Origin of the sequence: Paenibacillus aestuarii (assembly GCF_027789125.1) — a bacterium.
In the GTDB taxonomy this organism is placed as follows: Bacteria; Bacillota; Bacilli; order Paenibacillales; family NBRC-103111; genus Paenibacillus_E; species Paenibacillus_E aestuarii.
Window position 1 is genome coordinate 196,008 of sequence record NZ_JAQFVF010000033.1, and the last position, 15,640, is coordinate 211,647.

The following is a 15,640-nucleotide window of genomic DNA, read 5'->3' on the forward strand; positions in this document are numbered from 1 at the left end:
ATAGTTAGCTGCATCACCCTCTTTGCAATGAGTTGATATCGTAGATATTGTCGCGCATCCCTCCTTTATCAGAGTCTGACTCCTCCGGAGCATCCTGCCAGCCCCACTTGTTCAGAATCATCATCTGTGTCGGCTTGGGACCGCATATGTAAGGGAGTCGTTCTTCTTTGGCAATCAGCATCAGCGAGTCAGCAGCGGAGCGGATGCTAAGATTAAACTCGGCAGCGACTTCCTGGGCCCGAATGATACCGCTCCGGCACATGATGAATTCGCTAATCTGCTGTTTCCTGGCTTCCTGAGGAGCTTCAGGATAGCCACCATGCGTATTCACCTGCGGACCCGGCTCTTGGACAAGATCGAGCGCCTGCCGCAGCATCTTTTGACAAGTTGCGGGTTCGTGTTGAACATGCCATTCGCTGAACCGCAACACCCGCCACCCGGTTATGGTGAGCTCGTTGTACAGTTGGTTGTACGACGATTGTTCCTTGTCATCAAGCGGATTGTTGTGCTCGATAAGTTCTATGAACAGCTTTGCCCCAGACGGATTGAATATGAAACACATGAGCGGCCGTATATTCAGCGCGTGGTAAACTGAGGTTCGCGGCTTCCACAACCGCTCGCCATGCAGAGCGATGGGCGCCCAAATCTTTTGAAGAAAGAGAACTTCGAGTCTAGTCAGATCTTCCATAGATAGAACCTCCTGTTTGGGGATGCTGGAACGAAAAAAAACACACCGCCAATGCAGATGAATCTGCAACTGGGGTGTGCTTCACTCCGGAAATTTTATACATTTGTTTACATTATAGGACAACTATGGATGAGTTGCAATGATTTTTTAAATGTTTGTTTAAAATTTTCTCTTGCCCGGCCCTTCCGTCGATGGGGTATCGGGCCATTCCTCTTGCGAACGGCGTGTGCGGTAAAAGAACCAACTGTCATTTAACAATCGAATTTGTCTACGGTTTTTGTTCTGGAAGGCCCGCATTAATTGATTACAAAGCCACTGCGGCATATGCCCATCCCCTTCCTTGCTATGTAGTAATAGCATATGAAGCAAAAGGGGGCGGGGTGCAGGTCCGTTATCTAAACCTCGTATTCCTCTTCATACCATTGCTCAAGCTGCGCCTGCAGCGCGCGAATTTCGGTCAGCAGGGAGATGAGCGGGTAGCTCTTCTCTTGAATCGAGGCAAATGCTTGCTCCAGACCGTTCAAATACGTTAATCCGTGAGTGAGCGCATGCGCGGAGCCGATCAGCTCCAAATTATCGCATTCTGCGATGACACGCGGAAGATGGGGCACGTGCTCAGCCGTGAGCTTTTCAATTTCTTTGTGCAGACGTTGATTTAGCGCGGTAAGCTGATACATATGGGAGGAAGGCATCTCAACAAATTCAAGCTGTTCAGCGTGTTGTAGAATGGCATATCTCATTTGTGGCATAATAATTGTAATTTCCCCTCTCCGGTACTTCTTTTCTACTTGACAGTATAGCCGTACATACGGTACAAATTCAAGTGAGAACTTGGCAAAGGAGCATATAACAGATGGATGATCGGGAGCTGCAGGAATGGGTAGAGCAGATCTCATTAACGTCATTTGGCAGACCGTTTGCCCATCAGGCGCGGTTTAATCGCAGGTTGAGATCAACGGGCGGTCGCTATTTTACCAAATCCCATGATATCGAAATCAGTTGGATTCAGTGGGAGACGTTCGGCCATGACGAGATCGAGAAAATTATCAAGCATGAGTTGTGCCATTATCACTTACATATTCTCAAACGCGGATATCAGCATAGGGATCACGATTTCAAAAATTTGCTAATGCAAGTTGGAGGGACTCGTTTCTGCTCATCGCTGCCGCAGGCTCCTAAGCCGCAAGTCTACAAATACAGACTGGAATGCGTCAATTGCAAAACAGAATATTACCGCAAGCGAAAAATGGATTTGCGCAAATTTGCCTGCGGAAAATGCAGGGGGAAATTGAAATCGTATACACTTGACTTACAAGCCCCTTCATAATAAAATAAAAATACTTCAATATTCCCTGATAGCTCAGTTGGTAGAGCACTCGACTGTTAATCGAGTTGTCACAGGTTCGAGTCCTGTTCGGGGAGCCATATCTTTGGAGAGATACCCAAGTGGCTATAAGGGGACCCTCTGCTAAGGGGTTAGACTGCGTAAGTGGTGCGAGGGTTCGAATCCCTCTCTCTCCGTACAATAACAAGTCCGACGGCAGGTGCCGACGGGCTTGTTTTATGAAGTGGAACAGGTTGAAGCAGGAAATATAAAGTTTAAATTAATGCTTGTCAACCTGCGAAACTTCAGTTATAATAACACTTGTCGTCAAAACGGGCTGCAAATGTTCGAAGGCGTTCATGGCCCGTTGGTCAAGGGGTTAAGACACCTCCCTTTCACGGAGGTAACAGGGGTTCGAATCCCCTACGGGTCACCATTTTAATTGAATAGGAAGATTAAACTTCCCTTATATGCGCGGTCGTGGTGGAACGGCAGACACACCATCTTGAGGGGGTGGCGCTCACAAGGCGTGAGGGTTCAAATCCCTCCGACCGCATCCCGGTTACTGAAAGAGCTAAGCAGCTTATTGCTTAGCTCTTTTTGCTTTTTGGCAGGGGATCATAACGATTTTTATTCCCGAGAGTGCCCGAAAGTGCAATAAGGAAGATTTCCGTTATTACAGGCCATTGTGGCAATGGGACTTTGTATGATTACTCCGATCAAACTGATTACTATCGGCTCCATGAATAATCCAGCATTAGTCATAAAACTGGATATTTAATTATTCCCCAATATTGCTAGTGTTATCTATTTATATTATTATTTATTTTAATAGCCATTATTTAGAAAAAAATGAGGAATGAGGTGTGAGCTCTAATTTAAATGTGCTTCTTCGATACATGGCTATAAAATTAGACTTGGGGTGAATGTAATGACAACAAATAGTTTCCGTGTAATAGCTGTTTCTATTTCTTTAGCTGCATTATTAATAGTTCCTACAGTCTCAAATGCGACACCGAATCCTGAGCAAGAGCAGTTGTCTACAAATCTTGATAAAATACAAGATAATAGATTCGATATTGAGAAGAATTCTAAATTTCGAGAGACATTTGGATTGGATACTGAACAGAATCATATGCGAAGCCTTATTAAGACCGAGCAAAGCCTATTTACAGGTAAAGGGAAAAAGTATGGTGTAGTGTTAACTCAGAATGAAGAGGAAGCGTTAGATAAAAGAATTGATATGCAGAAAAATGGTGTACCTAAAATTAAGGAATACATCAAAGCAAATATCAAGAATGGGAGCTTTGGAGGAATCTATATCGACCAAAAAAGTGGAGGTATAGTTAATATTGGCTTTAAAGGCTCCTTGGAAAAATTAAATAAAGAAGCAAATGATATAAAGGATTTATACGGCAATCCTCATTTAATAAAATTTTATGAGGCAAAATATACTGAGGATGAACTTAATGATTTACACCAACAAGTAGATGATTCACGATTTGAAATTGAAAAGGCAGGTATTAAACTAGTTTCAGTGAGAACATTGCTTCCTGAACAAAAGGTTCAAATTGGCGTTGAAAATTTGAACGCCGATACTTCGACAACGCTTAATAAAATGTTTGATAAAAATATGATCGTAGTCAAACAAGAAGCAACCTCATTCCAAATTACGAATTCTAAGACGAATTATGGTGGTGTAGCTGGTGGTTTGTCAATTGACAAAGGTGGTGATCCTAATTATTGCACAGCAGGGTTTTCCGCATAAGGCGGGAGCACTACTTATATTGTGACTGCAGGGCATTGTCTCGGTGCAATTGGTGAAACTTGGTATCAAGGTGGAAGAAGCATTGGAACTACCGCAGCTAAGAGTAGTAGTTCTTATGCTGATGCGGGCTTAATTTTGGTATCACCAGATAAACTTAGTCATTATATCTATTCAAATAACAATTCGACATATATGACTATGAAATCAACGCTACCACTGGGAGGAGAAACTGTAGGCGACACAGTATGCGTGTCTGGCGGTAAAACAGATAATTCTAATTGTGGTACAGTAATAAGCACAAATTTCTCAGGAAGTGTTGCTGGTGGTGGATATTACTCGGGACAAGTTGAGGCAAATTACTATGCACAGAGTGGTGATAGTGGAGGACCAACTTTCTCTGCTTATCAGCTAATGGGCATACATGTAGCTACTAATCTTAGTAACAACTATGATAATCTATACTCCAAAGTTTCTAGAGTATTAAGTAGCTTAGGTGTCACTGCTATAACAGGCTATTAGTTTCAAAGCCCACAAAAGAAGTATTTCTAATGTGGGCTTTATTTTATATCCGAGGAGGAAAAGACGCATGAAATTTATCCTAGCTACTTGGATGATAATTATGGTTGTTATAAGTGGATGCAGTAGCCTTAAATCACACAATATCATAGAAGTCCAAGGAATAACGGGATATATCATTTCATTTGACAACAAAGATAACAATGTATTGGTTGCAGAAGCTCATGCAAAAGATAAAATGGTGCAATCGCATTTAATAAACATACAGAATTATACCCTAATAACAGATGCGGACAATAATAAAATTCATTTTAGTGATTTACAGATTGGACAAAAAGTTAAAACGGCTTACTATATTGATAAAGATAATCAATTTGCAGTTGGAACAAAGTTAAAATCCCAACTCTTGCGGGGGAGTAAAATAGCAGTACAGCCCGAAGATTTCCCCGATATACTCCCTATTGATGAAACTAAAGCGATAGCGACTGCTTTACAAAGCGAAAAGAGTGTCCAATTGTTTGTACGAAACGTCGATTTCAATAAGGAAGATAAGACATGGAGGATACTCGTTGATGATATTATTACAATGGAAAATAAAAGGTTAGTTAAAATAGATTCGAAAAATGGACAATATATTGATTGAGATAAATGGGGTATGAATTATATATTTTAATGAGAGTTTTGAGAAAGTCGTTTCGTGGTGGAATTTCGTGAATAGCTAAAAATTGAGGATGGTTTTATTTTAAAGGGTGGCGCTCACAAGGCGTGAGGGTTCAAATCCCTCCGACCGCATCCCGGTTACTGAAAGAGCTAAGCAGCTTAATGCTTAGCTCTTTTTGCTATTTTTATTTCCGTACTTCCAAGGTTCCTGCCGCTTGTCCTGGATAGGATTGTTCGATGATCCCATCCGTGATGGCCATCGTTACTTTGTCACCAATGTTAACAGCTTTGGAGTTGTCTTTTGTTACGGTCAGCCAGATCGCATCAGATTCGTTTGCTAAAATTTCGCTTAAAGGAGCGTTAATATTGGCAACCTTGTTACGAACGACTAGCACTTTATCATTCTCTTTCGCTACCACGTAACCCTCGCCATAATTCCACGACTCTTTCTTTTGTTGTGTGCAACCGCATAGCGACAGCATGAATACAAGTACCGCAAAAATACCCTTCATTGCATTCGCTCCTCTACATGAAGTCTCTCTGAAATCGTTAGAAGTCTGCTGACTCATTTATTTGAAGTGACCGATATTTGCCCTCTTAGTTTATTAACAAAACATTTATTTCCGTTAAGGTAAATGTAAATCTGATATTAAAAAAAATCATACCTACGAAGCGATTACCTTAATTCGTTTTAAAACATTCCAGTTATAATTGGAAAATCCAGGTTCGGTTACCTCAGTCGGTGTATAAGGAGAGTATAAGAATGAGAATGATCGATATCAATGCGTATGATGAACGAACGATGGTACTAGCCAAGCCTGTGTACGATACACGTGGCAGAATATTAATAGGATCAGGAAGAGTCTTGCATGCCAGACTGGTAGAAAGGCTGCTTGAGATGGGCATAACCTGTCTTATGATTGAAGATGAACAATCGACAGGGATCACCCTGGACGATATGCTGGATATGCCTAGCTGGCTGGAGCAGATTCAATTGATGCAGTTGTGTTATCAAACAGCGAAGGATAAGAAGGTGCTTATGCATCGGGAAGTGTTCGCGTGTGCCGGAAAGCTTTTGAACGAAGTCAAGACGCGGAAGATGCTTCTCCCCATGCCAGCGTCCATGATTCCGAAAGAGCTGCAGTTGTATGCGCATGTCGTGAATGTCACAATCTGGGCGCTGTTGACTGGCGTTCGCCTAGGGTATAACGAACTTCAGCTGCGTGACCTGGCTGTCGGTTGTCTGCTGCATGACATCGGCAAGGTGTTGGACGCGGACCCTGCCAATCACCCCGAGGCTGGGTTCAATTTCATCAAGACGTGCCGTGAGGTTAGTTTGATAGCGGCTCATCTTGCGTTCCAGCATCACGAACGCTTAGATGGAACGGGTCATCCGCGAGCCATCGAAGGAACGGCATTCCATCCGTTTGCCCAAGTTTGCGGTATGGCGAACCTGTTCGAAGCGAAAATCAGTGACGGCAGCCTGGCCCCTCACGAAGCGATTGAGTACTTGATGTCGCTCTCGGGCAAGCGTTTCACCGTGGAGCATGTGCGGGCATTTGTTTCTGCAGTACCTGCTTATTTGCCAGGGATGAATGTCAGGATGAATAATGGGAGAGAGGCTCTCGTTTTTGCCATTACCAGTCATCTCCAACGCCCCGTTATTCGCTATCAAGATACGAATGAAGTAGTGAATCTGGCTGAGAACCTTAGTGTTCTGGTCACACAAATCATCTGACATAAAAAGGGCTCTTCCACCAGCGGCGGTCTGCATGGGAGCGGCTCTTTTCTATTTTTAAGGAATCTTGATCATGTTAATATGATATTATAAAAGTATGACTAACAGAGGGAGAGACTTTGCTGCATGAAAGTTGTGGGGCCGCAAGACGTAGACAAAAGCGAAAAGACGATAGAGGCAAAATTTATCCAGTCCATGCAATCTAAGAAGAATGTCAATCTGTTCAATGAGCTTCTGGAGATTGCTAGACGAGTTGGACCGAATGCGAAGATTGTCGAGGATATTCGTGCAGCCATTTCCTACAAAAAATTAATTTTATCCATTTATGTGTTAAGCTTGAAACTAAAAGCTCATCTTGCTAAAGAAGAGCGCATCGGCGTGCTGCTGCCGAACGCCATCGGGAATATCGTGACCATTTTTTCACTATTTCGTATGGGCAAAACGCCTGCAATGCTTAATTTTTCAATGGGGGCTGAATCGCTGAAAGACTGTTGTGAAACCGCTTCCGTAAGGACGATATTAACATCCCGGGTGTTTATTGAGAAGGGAAATTTGCAGGCCATCGTCGACTTTCTGGCACAGGGATGCCGCATTTTGTATCTGGAAGATTTGCAGAAAACAATTACTTTAGGGGATAAAATAAAAGGGCTGTTGCTTTATTTGGCAGGTAAAAGATCCAGCGCAGAAGTGAACGAAATGATTCAGTTTACTTCAGGCACGGAGAGCAAGCCAAAAGGTGTCGTGCTGAGCCATGACAACTTGTTTGCCAATGCCAAGCAGGCTCTGGCCGTACTGGATATCGACAACGAGGACAAGGTTTTCAACTCGCTGCCGATGTTCCACTGCTTTGGGCTGATGCTGGTCATATTGCCGATTCTGAATGGAATTCCGCTGTACTTGTACCCAAGTCCGCTCCACTACAAGGAAATCCCCCAGCTGGTGCGCAAAACGAAATCGACGATCATGTGCGGCACCTCCACCTTTCTGGAGGGGTATGCCGCATACGCGGATGATCAGGATTTTGCTAGCATGCGCTATGTGATTGCAGGCGGGGAGAAGCTCAAAGCGGAGGTGGCGCAGCTGTGGCACCAACGCTTTGCCATTACGATTCTCGAAGGGTATGGCGTGACCGAGACGGCGCCGATTCTCTCTTTGAATACGCCAGCGGCGCTCCGCAAAGGAACGGTCGGACGCTTCGTGCCTGGCGTCGAGTATAAGATTGTGCCGGTTGAAGGCATTGCCAAGGGCGGCAATCTGCATGTGAAGGGGCCAAATGTTATGAAGGGCTACCTGATCCATGGGAAAGGCTATGTGCCGCTTCAAGGCTGGCACGATTGCGGCGATATTGCAACGGTGGATGAGGACGGATTTATCAGCATTCACTCCAGGCTGAAGCGATTTGCCAAAATTGGCGGCGAGATGGTCTCACTGAATTTGGTGGAGAAGCTGGCGATGGAGTGTTTCGGCCATACGGGCTTTTACGCGGTCAGCGTGCCTGCCGAGAAGAAAGGAGAGCAGGTCGTTCTGTATACGACCAAAGAGGATGCGGACGAGAAGGTGCTGCGCAGATATATCATGCAGCAAAAGCTGTCCGCGCTGTTGATCCCGTCAAAAATGACGTATACGAATGTGGTTCCGCTGCTCGGCAGCGGGAAGACGGACTATGTCACGTTTACGGAAAAAGCGAAACAATTAACGATGTAAGCGAAGCGAATAGAGAACCCGAAAGATGACGCAGTTTGGCAAGGCTGCCGATTTTTCGGGTTTTTTGTTGTGTTCGATTAATCAAAATTTAATGAGGAAAATGCCCCTTTTTTCCAATTAGTTATATTGATTAATCTGCTTGAACCTTGATACAATCTGTATCGACGACGCAGGTGTAAACGTTGTCATGAGGAAGAGGATTGTATGTTTTCCTCTTGGGGAAGACATAAAAATGATCTAGTGAGGAGAAATGAAAGATGCGTAAAAAAGTATTGGCATTCTTATTGTCCTCGGCTTTGATGCTTCCCTATGCGGGGATGGCACTTGCGGCGGACGCAGTTGCAGCAGCACCGCAATCCTGGAATGTTTCCGTCGGCAAGGAGCAGGATCAAACCTCGCTAGATTCAATGTTTCCGAAAGTCATTTACATCCATGCAGGCGACACCGTAAAATTTACGGACGGCGCGATGTTTACGCCGCATACGGTGACGTTCCTGGCCGGCAATACCCCGATAGGACCGGATGATCCCAAAGCCGGGGCTCCTTCTGCGCCAAGCGGAAGCAAGTGGGATGGGAAGAGCCTGATGAACTCGGGCATCTTGATGCCTGGGCAAGATTATTCGATTACTTTTACAGCAGTTGGCGCATACAATTATGCCTGTATTCTTCATCCGCTTATGACAGGGACGGTCGTCGTTCTTCCAGCTGGGGCCCCTATTCCAAGTGTTATTGAACAGGCGGCGGGTGTGAAGGCGGATACGGATGATCTCCTGGCGCAAGTGGATGCTTTAAAGCACATGAGTACGGATTTGAACTACATGAAAAACGCGGATGGCAGTACGATGTATATGATCGATGCAGGTATGGGCCATCGTGGATTCACGCTGAACGCGATGATGCCGGAAACGCTTTATATCAACGAAGGGGATTCCGTAGAATGGCTGAATAACAATATGTATGAACCTCATTTCGTTACGTTCAATAAGCCGGATAATATGAGCTTTTTCACCCCGGAAGGTGCAATGAATCCTGCTTTTATGGCGCCAGCGGGAGGCGATCACTTTGACGGGACCGGCTTTACGAACTCGGGCATCATTATGGCACAGAAAACATATAGCTTGACCTTTACAACGGCCGGCACATACACCTATGAGTGTTATATGCACTCTGGCAGCAAAATGACAGGCACGATTGTCGTAGCTCCTAAAGGCGCTGTGAAGCTGACAGTGAACGGCAAGCCGGCTACGACGGCGGAGGCGTTGTTGGTTCGCGGTCATGTATATGCGGGAATCGTGCCTATGGTGGAGGCTTTGGGCGGCACTGTGGAGTGGAACAACGAGCTGCACGCCGTCGTGGTCAATGTCGGTGGCAAGCATGATTTGCCGGCGCAGCTGGCCCCAACATCAGGTGTAGCGTTGGTGATTAACGGCAAGCAGTTCTTCTCCGATTTGGCTCCGCAGATCATCGATGGACATAGCTATGCGGCAGTCGAAGATATGGTCAATCTGCTGGGTGGCACGTACAGCTGGAATGAAGCGCTGCAATTATGTGCCGTTACCTTGAATCCATAAGGGAACCGGAGACCGGTCATGATGATGAGAAGCTGGAACGTTCGGCTGCTGCAGCGCGGGTTTGCCTTCGTCGCAGCCATGTTGGTGACGCTGGCCGGCTGGCTTGGCCTGTCTGCGCCATCAGCTGCTGCGGAGGTCAAGTCGTTTCATTTGTATGCGACAGACGGTTATTTGGCCTTGCCGGACAACACGCAGGTGTACCTGTGGGGATACAGTTTGCGCAATGAGCCGGGGAGCGCCGTCTTTCCGGCACCGACCTTGGTCGTGAACGAAGGCGATCAGGTGGAAGTCACTTTAACGAATATCGGTCCTCAGAAGACAGGGATCATACGGCCGGCGCATACGATCCATTTTCACGGATTGGATACGGATCAAGCCAACGATGGCGTGCCGCATACATCGGGGGATATTCTAGTCGGCGAAAGCTTCACGTACCGTTTCACGGCGACGCATGCGGGCACTTATTTTTACCATTGTCATGTGGATACGGTGGAGCATTTGCAAATGGGCATGCATGGCGCATTTATTGTGAAAGCGAAGGACGGGGCGAATCAGGCCTGGACCGGCGGGCCTAACTATGACAAAGATTACACCTTCGTCTTGAATGAGATTGATCCCGTGTGGCACAAGGCAGTTGAAACGGGCGCACCTTATGATCGGACCGAGTTTCATCCGCGTTATTGGACGATTAACGGCAAGGCCTATCCGGATACGGAAGGTGATCCGACAACTTTGATTACCGGGAAGGTCGGCGAGACCGTGCTGGTACGTATTATCAACTCGGGCTATCAGTCGCACGCGATGCACCTGCATGGGCATCATTTTCAAGTGATAGCCTCTGATGGCCGGCCGCTGCCGGCACCGCTTGAGAAAGACACGGTCGAGGTTGGTCCCGGCGAACGCTATGACTTGCTGATTACCTTCACGCAGAGCGGCGACTTCCCTTTTCATAGCCATAATATTGTCGATAACACGAATAATGGCACCTATCCCGGCGGGCTGCACACGATGGTCAGCATTGCTTCAGCTGCGAGCCAAGCGATTGTTCTGCATGCGGGGGAGACGAAAGTGATGGTGAATGGTCAGCCCTACCAGCTTGAGGTTGCGCCGCAACTTATCGAGGACACCACTTATGTCCCGCTGAGGTTCATCGGCACTCAGTTGGGAGCGGGTATTGAGTGGAACGATGCTGATCAGTCGGTCATCTATAAGACCAAGGGGATGGACATTCAGCTATGGTTGGGGCGCAATCGTGTTCTTATCAATGGGAAAGAGCTCGCGCTGGATAAACCGCCTGTTAATCTGAACGGTACCAGCATGGTGCCGCTGCGGTTCGTTTCGGAAAACTTGGGCGCTAAGGTTCAGTATGACCCAACGACAGGAAATGTTGTGGTGAACTATGATCCGGCCCCGCATCAGATGTCTATGCACGAAGGCATGGATATGGGAATGCCGATACCCGCGGGCGGTAACGCACCGCCGGCTGCAGCTGCAGGAGAGCAAGGCGGGGAGGCGAGTGTTTCGATCGACCAGGCATCCTTCTCTGTCAAAGAGCTGAAGGTGAAAGCGGGTACGAAAGTCACTTGGATGAACAAGGATACGCAGATTCACACTGTAACGGATCTCGGACTCCAGTTCGATAGCCGAAACATCGCGCCGGGCGACAAATGGAGCTATACGTTTACCAAACCGGGCGTATATACCTACTATTGTTCGACGCACCCCACGATGCAAGCGTCGGTGATCGTGGAATAACCGAATAACCAGCTTAGGGCCTTATCCATTAGTCATCTGGTATGACTTGTGGAGAGGCCCTTTTGTCCTATGATGAGATTGTGCTTTCTTGCTTTTGTGCCTTAGTACCTTGGTGCTTTGCGTCTTTTTGCCTTTGTGCTGTGGTTACCCCACTAATTCTTTATTAAGCCTGTGGTAGTCCGCATCTTCCGCCTGCCCCGCAGCAGCCTCCTGATCGGCCTGCTCTTCCCGAGCAGCATCCCGCCAAGCCCAGGCACATGTCACGATAAGCACCGCAAACAGAAGCGCTCCCAATGCGTCCCACAACCAGCTCTCTCTAACGCTGGGCAGTAAGCCGGCAACGATAATAAATAAAGGAAAAAACCAGATTAACCGCCTTATTTTCCCTTTCACGACGCGTCCCCTTACCTTAAATTTCTATAAATATGAAATTATATAAATAATTTATCTACTATTAATCTGTATATTGTTCGTGGCGATGTGTCGGTTTGTGGAGGTCGGTGTCAACTTTTATTTATTCCAAATTATGTTAATAATAAATGACTTAAAAAAGCCGAACGGGCCGCAGTGAGGCGGCAGCCCGTTCGGGTTTGGCGATTAGCAGGTAAAGGCTTCAATGAAGCGCAGATCAACGCCAAAGTACATCCAGGAGAATCCAGTCCAACGGAAGCCGGTGACGGAGTTACGTCCGACGAATACGGGGAAGAACCAAAAGCTTTGGCCGTTCGACATCCAGACGTAAGTGAAGCGGAACATGCAACGGCGGATACCGCCTGGATCAACCGCAAATGCGGCGCCGCCAGTTGCGGACACAGGCTTTTGCGGGATAAAGGATGGCGGCGGTGAGCTTGGCGCTTGCATGCCGGCAGGGGCGCCTGAAGCTCCGGGACCACCAGGTCCGCCCGGGAATGGACTTGAGCCTGGGCCTGGGAACGGCGATGGCTGGCCGCCAGGAAAGCTCGGTGTACCCGGCATACCAGGGAAACCTGGCGCGCCACCCATGCCTGGGAATGGAAAGCCTGGCATGCCGCCGCCAGGGAATCCTCCGAAGCTGCGTGGATCGTAGACAGGCACCCATGCATAACCGTATGGCGCGTAGCCAGCGGAATAAGGGTATGCAGGAGCGTTGGGGTCTGCGTAAGGCGCAGACGTTCCTTGGACAGCGTCAAAAGTTTGCGGGAGCTCGTTATCGATATCGCGAACTTCTTGCGTTTTTTTCGGTGACATCAGGTGTACCTCCTTGGGTAGAAGCGGATTCTTTTCGATACTTACTATATGCAGGGGCGTAGACGGATGTCACGGGATCTGCAGAATTACCAGCTGACACTTAAACGGTACTTCGATTGCGGGATGAGGGCGATTTCGGGGTGATCAGAAGAATGTCATGGTTAAACTGGTACTAGATTAGGCTAGCGAAATAGTATTTTTTTCCCATGTTTACTGAATAAATTCAGGATTTAGCACCCATGGATGTGATGAAAATTGTCGTATATAATTGAAAATGGTTATATTTTCAAATGGCTACAATTCAGTTGACATAGCATATTCAGATAAAGGATGTTATCACATGAATAATAGTTTAATGAAGCAAGCCGATCAGGAACACCAGCCGGAGCACATGCAAGATTCCAGTCCAGCGCTGCATCAACTATTTGCAAATTATGGTCTTACCCAGCGTGAAACAGAGATTCTGGCGCTCATTGCAACCCACGGATTTACGAATCGAGAGCTTGCGGAATACTGTTTCATTAGTGAGAAGACTGTGAAAATTCATTTGGCTAACATTATGAGCAAGATTGGAATCAGCTCCATGCGCCGATTACTGGCTTTGCTGCTGCAACAGGCGCTGCTGGTTTCGGGGATGAACGAAGGTAAACGCGTTTCTTCCATAGGCATTCGTTCTTAAGATGAAGGAAGACTTCCGAGAGGAGGTCTTTTTTTATATTTTGCGGATTTATTTGAGGAACATCTAAACATCCTCTTGACAAAATACATATTGTATCATAGATTATAATTTAGATACATTATGTATCTAGCTCTGTGTAAGGGATAATTCTGTATATTCGTCTGTAATTGATAGTGCAATTACAACTAGCGGGGCGGAAATACAGCAATTATTTGCAACATTTATGATACGAATTGTATCACTGAAAAGACGTGAGGATGTGGCAACATGAAACGTTGGACCCTTTACACTGCGGCTTCCATTCTTGTTGGCTTATTTGGCACAGGTAGCTATTTGTATTATAAATACGAGCCGAATCATTACTTCAAGCGTTTGGAGGTACCTGTGTTAAGCACGCCGAGCGTCGCTATTCAACCATCACCTCTGCCTATGAGTCCAGGTACGCAGGATACTAACATACAAGTCACTCCTGATGCAACACCCAAGGAGACTTCAACTCAAGATAAGGATATCAAAGCGTTTAATGTGCTTATACTTGGCCTTGACGCCAGGAAGGAGGAGAGTTCCAGATCAGACGTTATTATGGTCATGCATGTCATACCTTCAGCGCATAAAGTTAACCTTATTTCAATACCAAGAGATACTCGAGTCAACATTGAAGGTGTGGGTTATACCAAAATAAACCACGCTCACATACTCGGGGAATTAAAGGGGGGAAATGAGGAAGGGACCAAGGAGGCTATTCAAGCGGTTAGCAATTTTTTGCAAGTGCCTATGAATTATTATGTAAAAACAAACTTTGCAGGATTCGAGAATATTATCGATGCGGTTGGTGGCGTTGATGTTGAGCTTGAACATAATATCACTTTGCCGGATATCGATACAACCCTGTCTCAAGGCAAACAGCATATTAATGGGAAGATCGCACTTAGTCTAGCTAGAGAGCGATATTCGATGCCAAATGGAGATTTTGACCGCCAAGCCGAACAATCCCAAATATTAAAAAACGTTGCGCTCAAGTTGCTTCAGCCGGAGCACATTGGAGAGATCGCCGCTCTCCTTCCTAAGGTGAAGAAGGATATACAGGATACCAATTTTCAAGATAACGATCTGATTAGTTTGGCATGGCTATTTAAAGGAATGACGGAAGACGACTTTACTTACCGGCAAATCCCAGGTGCAAGCGGTTATGAATTGGATCCATTGATGCAAATGCGCCTGTACTATTGGTTGCCGGATATGACCGCAGTCAAGGAACTAAGAGAAAATTTTTTGGAGGAAAAATCAAGCTAGATATGTGAAAAAGGAGCGTTGTCCGCATGCAGGTTGTTCAGCCTATTCGTGATCATGAAAAAATAAAAGAGATTCAAGAGATTTTAATTAGACAATCGCATCGGGACTGGCTGTTGTTTACGATTGGTATCAACTCAGGATTGCATTTAAGTGATTTGCTAACCCTGAAGGTGAAGGATCTGCGTGGGAAAAGCGATGTGAGAATTAAGGAGGAGCGAACGGGGAAAGAAAAAACATTTACGCTTCATCCCCAGCTAGAAGAATCTATTGAAGAGTATTTGAGATACATGGATGATGATGCTTACGTATTTCCTTCCCAACGAACGGGCAAACCGATCAAACGGATTCGCGTCTATCGAATTCTCAATGAAGCTGCAAAACAGGCCGGCCTGAACGACATCGGTACACACACACTAAGAAAAACATATGGCTATCACTATTATCAAAAGACGAAGAATGTATCAGTCCTGCGTGACTTGTTTAACCATTCTGCACCGTCGGTGACATTGAGATACATCGGTGTGGCTTCTGAGCACGTGCCTCTAGCTTAATTCAAAGATCGACATACCATTCCAAATAAAAATGATCATGCTAATGAGTCACATGACCAGAAGAGAGGATGCAGTTATGGAGAAGCATTCACTAGTTACGCTTGATATTAACGTAATGTTAAAGCAATTAGGTATGGATCCTAACCAATTCAAAGTATGGAATGAG

General features: G+C 46.1%; 17 protein-coding genes and 4 tRNA genes. 15 read left to right on the forward strand and 6 right to left on the reverse strand.

Features of this window, described 5'->3' with window-relative positions:
- Positions 1-13: 13 nt before the first annotated feature.
- From O9139_RS16040 to O9139_RS16050, 3 genes are all read right to left on the reverse strand, one after another.
- Positions 14-688: a hypothetical protein gene (locus O9139_RS16040; protein ID WP_270880471.1), complete on the reverse strand. Its 675-nt coding sequence runs from the start codon at positions 686-688 to the stop codon at positions 14-16.
- Positions 689-847: 159 nt separating this feature from the next.
- Positions 848-1,012, reverse strand: a complete 165-nt coding sequence (gene cmpA / locus O9139_RS16045) for a cortex morphogenetic protein CmpA (RefSeq protein ID WP_270880472.1) — start codon at positions 1,010-1,012, stop codon at positions 848-850.
- A 71-nt stretch (positions 1,013-1,083) separates the two neighbouring features.
- Positions 1,084-1,437: a hydrolase/acyltransferase gene (locus O9139_RS16050; RefSeq protein ID WP_270880473.1), complete on the reverse strand. Its 354-nt coding sequence runs from the start codon at positions 1,435-1,437 to the stop codon at positions 1,084-1,086.
- Between the two features lie 104 nt (positions 1,438-1,541).
- Here O9139_RS16050 and O9139_RS16055 point away from each other — a divergent pair, with 104 nt between their 5' ends.
- The 8 genes from O9139_RS16055 (at position 1,542) to O9139_RS16090 (ending at position 4,939) form a co-directional block, all read left to right on the forward strand.
- Positions 1,542-2,015: a SprT family protein gene (locus tag O9139_RS16055; protein WP_270880474.1), complete on the forward strand. Its 474-nt coding sequence runs from the start codon at positions 1,542-1,544 to the stop codon at positions 2,013-2,015.
- Positions 2,016-2,037: 22 nt separating this feature from the next.
- Positions 2,038-2,113 (forward strand) — tRNA-Asn (locus O9139_RS16060).
- A gap of 7 nt (positions 2,114-2,120) precedes the next feature.
- Positions 2,121-2,209 (forward strand) — tRNA-Ser (locus tag O9139_RS16065).
- Positions 2,210-2,373: 164 nt separating this feature from the next.
- Positions 2,374-2,448 (forward strand) — tRNA-Glu (locus O9139_RS16070).
- 38 nt (positions 2,449-2,486) lie between these two features.
- Positions 2,487-2,568: transfer RNA gene (locus tag O9139_RS16075), tRNA-Leu, on the forward strand.
- A gap of 375 nt (positions 2,569-2,943) precedes the next feature.
- Positions 2,944-3,780 (forward strand): hypothetical protein, encoded by an 837-nt coding sequence (locus tag O9139_RS16080; protein WP_270880475.1) that lies wholly within the window; start codon positions 2,944-2,946, stop codon positions 3,778-3,780.
- 21 nt (positions 3,781-3,801) lie between these two features.
- On the forward strand, positions 3,802-4,299 hold the full coding sequence (locus O9139_RS16085; RefSeq protein WP_270880476.1) for a trypsin-like serine protease: 498 nt from the start codon (positions 3,802-3,804) through the stop codon (positions 4,297-4,299).
- 67 nt (positions 4,300-4,366) lie between these two features.
- On the forward strand, positions 4,367-4,939 hold the full coding sequence (locus O9139_RS16090; protein ID WP_270880477.1) for a hypothetical protein: 573 nt from the start codon (positions 4,367-4,369) through the stop codon (positions 4,937-4,939).
- Between the two features lie 202 nt (positions 4,940-5,141).
- On the opposite strand, the gene O9139_RS16095 is transcribed toward O9139_RS16090, so the two are convergent.
- A complete protein-coding gene (locus O9139_RS16095; RefSeq protein ID WP_270880478.1) occupies positions 5,142-5,468 on the reverse strand; it encodes a DUF3221 domain-containing protein in 327 nt (108 codons plus the stop codon).
- 251 nt (positions 5,469-5,719) lie between these two features.
- Between O9139_RS16095 and O9139_RS16100 the strand changes: the two genes are divergently transcribed.
- From O9139_RS16100 to O9139_RS16115, 4 genes are all read left to right on the forward strand, one after another.
- Complete coding sequence (locus O9139_RS16100) at positions 5,720-6,694, forward strand: HD-GYP domain-containing protein (protein WP_270880479.1); 975 nt, start codon at positions 5,720-5,722, stop codon at positions 6,692-6,694.
- Positions 6,695-6,820: 126 nt separating this feature from the next.
- Positions 6,821-8,398 carry an AMP-binding protein gene (locus O9139_RS16105; RefSeq protein WP_270880480.1) on the forward strand — a complete coding sequence of 526 codons (1,578 nt, stop codon included), beginning with the start codon at positions 6,821-6,823 and terminating at the stop codon, positions 8,396-8,398.
- Between the two features lie 257 nt (positions 8,399-8,655).
- Positions 8,656-9,969, forward strand: coding sequence for a plastocyanin/azurin family copper-binding protein (locus tag O9139_RS16110; protein ID WP_270880481.1), 1,314 nt, complete (start codon positions 8,656-8,658; stop codon positions 9,967-9,969).
- Between the two features lie 18 nt (positions 9,970-9,987).
- A complete protein-coding gene (locus tag O9139_RS16115) occupies positions 9,988-11,724 on the forward strand; it encodes a stalk domain-containing protein (protein WP_270880482.1) in 1,737 nt (578 codons plus the stop codon).
- Positions 11,725-11,868: 144 nt separating this feature from the next.
- On the opposite strand, the gene O9139_RS16120 is transcribed toward O9139_RS16115, so the two are convergent.
- Both O9139_RS16120 and O9139_RS16125 read right to left on the reverse strand, forming a co-directional pair.
- A complete protein-coding gene (locus O9139_RS16120) occupies positions 11,869-12,117 on the reverse strand; it encodes a hypothetical protein (protein WP_270880483.1) in 249 nt (82 codons plus the stop codon).
- Positions 12,118-12,321: 204 nt separating this feature from the next.
- Positions 12,322-12,951, reverse strand: a complete 630-nt coding sequence (locus O9139_RS16125; RefSeq protein ID WP_270880484.1) for a hypothetical protein — start codon at positions 12,949-12,951, stop codon at positions 12,322-12,324.
- Between the two features lie 340 nt (positions 12,952-13,291).
- On the opposite strand from O9139_RS16125, the gene O9139_RS16130 reads away from it, so the two are divergent.
- The 3 genes from O9139_RS16130 to O9139_RS16140 all read left to right on the forward strand — a co-directional run bounded on the left by O9139_RS16130 (position 13,292) and on the right by O9139_RS16140 (position 15,474).
- On the forward strand, positions 13,292-13,630 hold the full coding sequence (locus O9139_RS16130) for a response regulator transcription factor (protein ID WP_270880485.1): 339 nt from the start codon (positions 13,292-13,294) through the stop codon (positions 13,628-13,630).
- A gap of 267 nt (positions 13,631-13,897) precedes the next feature.
- Positions 13,898-14,923: an LCP family protein gene (locus O9139_RS16135; RefSeq protein ID WP_270880486.1), complete on the forward strand. Its 1,026-nt coding sequence runs from the start codon at positions 13,898-13,900 to the stop codon at positions 14,921-14,923.
- A 26-nt stretch (positions 14,924-14,949) separates the two neighbouring features.
- Positions 14,950-15,474, forward strand: a complete 525-nt coding sequence (locus tag O9139_RS16140; protein ID WP_270880487.1) for a site-specific integrase — start codon at positions 14,950-14,952, stop codon at positions 15,472-15,474.
- Positions 15,475-15,640: the final 166 nt, after the last annotated feature.